Source organism: Serratia sp. PL7, from assembly GCF_945957435.1.
Genome location: NZ_CAMFLB010000162.1, coordinates 1 through 204 on the forward strand (window position 1 = coordinate 1; position 204 = coordinate 204).

Below are 204 nucleotides of genomic sequence, written 5' to 3' on the forward strand. Positions count from 1 at the left end.
TTGCAGTATGGTGGGGTAGTAACGACATACCATACGGTATCAAAAAAGAATTCCTGTGCATCCATAGCTCAGCTGGATAGAGTACTCGGCTACGAACCGAGCGGTCGGAGGTTCGAATCCTCCTGGATGCACCATTCTTCAAGTGAAGTTTCACGGAACGAAACCCATCGCTAAAAAAATAAAACTGCATCCATAGCTCAGCTG

Annotated in this window: 1 tRNA gene; it reads left to right on the top strand. The window is 46.6% G+C overall.

Going from position 1 to position 204, the window contains the following annotated elements:
* Window positions 1–57 precede the first annotated feature (57 nt).
* Window positions 58–134: transfer RNA gene (locus N6G83_RS54760), tRNA-Arg, on the top strand.
* The last annotated feature ends 70 nt before the right edge of the window (window positions 135–204 follow it).